This window comes from Moorena sp. SIO4E2 (genome assembly GCF_010671945.1).
Classification (GTDB): domain Bacteria; phylum Cyanobacteriota; class Cyanobacteriia; order Cyanobacteriales; family Coleofasciculaceae; genus Moorena; species Moorena producens.
Genome location: NZ_JAAHIE010000715.1, coordinates 1 through 3177, shown reverse-complemented (window position 1 = coordinate 3177; position 3177 = coordinate 1). Strand labels below are relative to the sequence as shown.

At 42.5% G+C, this 3177-nt stretch carries 2 protein-coding genes and 1 pseudogene; all 3 read right to left on the bottom strand.

Annotated elements, in window-relative coordinates; translation table 11 throughout:
• Window positions 1-110 precede the first annotated feature (110 nt).
• Window positions 111-314 carry a hypothetical protein gene (locus F6K37_RS35910; RefSeq protein WP_287255720.1) on the bottom strand — a complete coding sequence of 68 codons (204 nt, stop codon included), beginning with the start codon at window positions 312-314 and terminating at the stop codon, window positions 111-113.
• A gap of 43 nt (window positions 315-357) precedes the next feature.
• On the bottom strand, window positions 358-2082 hold the full coding sequence (gene ltrA / locus F6K37_RS35905; RefSeq protein ID WP_287255717.1) for a group II intron reverse transcriptase/maturase: 1725 nt from the start codon (window positions 2080-2082) through the stop codon (window positions 358-360).
• A gap of 636 nt (window positions 2083-2718) precedes the next feature.
• Window positions 2719-3102, bottom strand: a pseudogene (locus tag F6K37_RS35900) (RNA-guided endonuclease InsQ/TnpB family protein); the annotation flags it as partial.
• Window positions 3103-3177 lie beyond the last annotated feature (75 nt).

The window sequence follows — 3177 nt, the reverse complement described above, 5'->3', positions numbered from 1 at the left end:
TCTCTTCAAGGGTGGGACTTTCACCCACATCCTGAGGATAGTTAGGATTTTTGAGGTTAGACCTCACGAATCCCCCTAATCATACCCCTTTCTATTACGAAAGGCTCCTATTAGGAACGAGCCGCACTACTACTGGCGGGATGCCCCACCGCCAAATTTAAGATATTGATTGCTGCATTAACAATTAAAGTCAGTGACTCTCTCACGAGAGCCACTGCTCTCCAAAACGGTACGTGACACTTTCGCGTCATACCGCTCCTCAATGAAACGGGATTTGTCAAATCTACGTCACCACCAACATATCTTCTATCCATTGGTAATTTGGATATCAAATTGTGGTTTGGGCTTGACACTGTTTCAGTCAGATTTGTTGCCATAACTCCCATCAGTAGAAGTTTTACTATCATGACAATGTCGATGGAGAAGTTGCCAGTTTTTATACTCATTCAAACCGCCTAGTGACTTAGGAATGATATGGTCAAGTTCGATAATATCTCCATCTTTGAAGTGTAGTTCACAGTGTGGGCATTTACCTTTCTGTTTCTTAAGCAACGTTGCCGTTTTCTTAGAAACCAGTGGACTTTTGCCCATTCGGAAACTCCAATATATTAGGTCGCCGTTGTAGGGGGATGCTTCACCTTTAATTTTTGTGTATCCAACGTTAGTCGATATGGATGCGTGTTTAGTTAGGTGGTAAGGATTGGAGTGTTCTCGTGTGGAGAACACCCATTTATCCCCTTTAGTTGTGTGCCAGTATTTTTGCCTGAGCCATTTGTTCCCTTTGTTTCTGTGTCTATGTTTTCCCCATTTCCAGAGTTTCCAGAATATAAGGTAATCCATTTTTGAGAACACTTTGCTACTTTGGTATGGCTTAAAGTAATTACACCATCCGTTGATGATAGGGTTCAGGTTTTTAATGAGTGCTGCCTGGGATTTCCCTCTATGTTTTTCTATTACTTCAGCTATTTTTGCGTAGTGCTTCTTTTGTGACTTCTTTGAAGGGGATATTTGGGTTTTGAATCCTAATAAATTACCTTTTGTATCTTTCCCTGAACGACATTTACCAGCTTTGTATTGCCAGAGCTGAAATCCAAGAAAATCAAAGCCTTTCTCCTCTCCTCTGTAGGATTTGAGGGTGTGAGCTATTCGGGTTTTACTAGGTTTAAGTTCTAGACCCATATCTTTGAGCCATTTTGCTATGACTTGGTGACACTGGTGTATTGCTTTTTCAGACTCATGTAAAATTATTAGGTCATCAGCATATCGGATGAGACTAATTGAGTTTCTTTTATCTCTTTTTGGTAGTTGATACCTGCCATCAGAGCGTTTCATGTCGAAGGATTCCGACAATGTCTTAATCTCTTCCTCCATGCCGTGTAAAGCAATATTGGCAAGTAGTGGCGAAATAACTCCACCTTGCGGAGTGCCTTCAAAAGTTGGGAATAGTTCTTTTCCATCCATTACACCCGCTTTTAGCCAAGCCCGGATTTGTTTCCGAAGGGTGGGAAAAGTATTCAGTTTTTCTAAAAGTTTCCCGTGGTTAATTCGGTCAAAGCATTTGGCTATATCAGCGTCGAGTACAAATTTTGGTTTATACCTGATGTTGTTGAATATGGCTTCTATGGCATCATGGCAACTTCTGCCTGGTCTAAAGCCGTAGCTATTTGGCTCAAATTTGGCTTCCCATTCGGGTTCTAATGCCATCTTTAGGAGAGCTTGTAATGCACGGTCGTACATGGTAGGTATCCCTAAAGGTCTTTCTTCATTTGTTCCAGGTTTGGGTATCCAAACCCTTCTGGTTGGTTTGACCTTTGTACCCAGTTTGAGTTGATTTATGAGCTTCAGACGTGCTACTGGGGATAGGGATTTGACCCCGTCCACTCCTGCGGTCTTTTTGCCTTTATTTTCCTGGGTAACCCTACGCACCGCCATCGCTTTGGCTGACCATGATTTGATTAGCAATTTTTGAAGTCTGTGAACTACAGCGACGTTGCCACAACGAGACGCTTGATAAATCCGTTTTTGCAGCTTGAAGACCATCCTTTCTAGCTTGCGCCAGGGGATATCTTTCCATTTATACATCGGTATTGTTTCCGTGTTCATAACCTTACCGCTACTAACAGCTTTATCTTCCGTTACATCGTGAGTCCGTCAGCTTATCCCAACCATTACGGTTAGGCGTTCGCTTCTAACTCAATCTTTCCCGAGCATCACCTAGTTTTCCTAGAGTTTGCGTCTTGGTTGACTGCTCTGGATATCGACCTTCCAGAGAGTAGATGCCAGGGTTACTTCGTTCCGAATAACCATTGGTAAGTCCTGTTAGGATGGAACTCTCCGCCTTTTTAGGAAGTGCTTATCAACTAGATGAGAATTCTGTTGATTCCTATATTTGTGACCTTTTTGGTTCCCCTAGCGTGTCAATCTCTTTTCGCTAGTCAGCAGTGTAGACGGTTCAAACGTTCCTTCACTTTCGTTATCCATACGGACTTGCTCAGTCTGCATTGACCGCGAGATTCGGTGTACTTTTGACCTTTTATCCCCGCTTTACGGATTGAAGACCACTCTCTACCGTAGGGGTTATGCTTTTACTCCTGCACCTGGAGAGTAGGATTTGAATTTTCTAGGATACTGATTCTTACCTACATGGTTATTCAGTTGTCATCTATTGAGGATTTAAGTGCGAACTGAACCTTGATTAGGTTACTCAATAGATGCCAGTCATCCCCCTATTCCTAGGTTTCGACTGAACGAATCGCACTCCCTATCTGCTGTGTATCCACAATGAGGACAAGAATGAATGCGGTCTTTGAGTTTCTTTGGTACTTTCTTTCCGCAGTTAGAACAGTTCTGACTAGTGTTTCTGGGATTCACTGGCGTCGCTTGCAGTCCAGCATTCAAGGCCGTAGGCCACGCTACGCGAACGGCTTTGACTGACAGGACAGACAGGAATTGCCCCCATCCAGCATCTAGAACTGATTTAGCCATTTTAGTTTTGGCTAATCCCTTAATGTTAAGCTTTTCATAAGCTACTAGGTCGTGGTGATCTAGTAGCTCTTTAGCTGTTTTGAAATGAAAATCTTTTCGAGTGTCTGCTACCTTTTTACTTCTGCTACTCTTCACGGACAAAAAATTAAACGTAAAGGAATTCAAAAATATGTTGGTAGAGTAAAAGAATCT

What these genes read in the sequence shown, in the direction of transcription:
- F6K37_RS35910 (WP_287255720.1), bottom strand. Translation starts at nt 314, where the DNA reads ATGGATAGAAGATATGTTGGTGGTGACGTAGATTTGACAAATCCCGTT.
- ltrA (WP_287255717.1), bottom strand. Translation starts at nt 2,082, where the DNA reads ATGTATAAATGGAAAGATATCCCCTGGCGCAAGCTAGAAAGGATGGTC.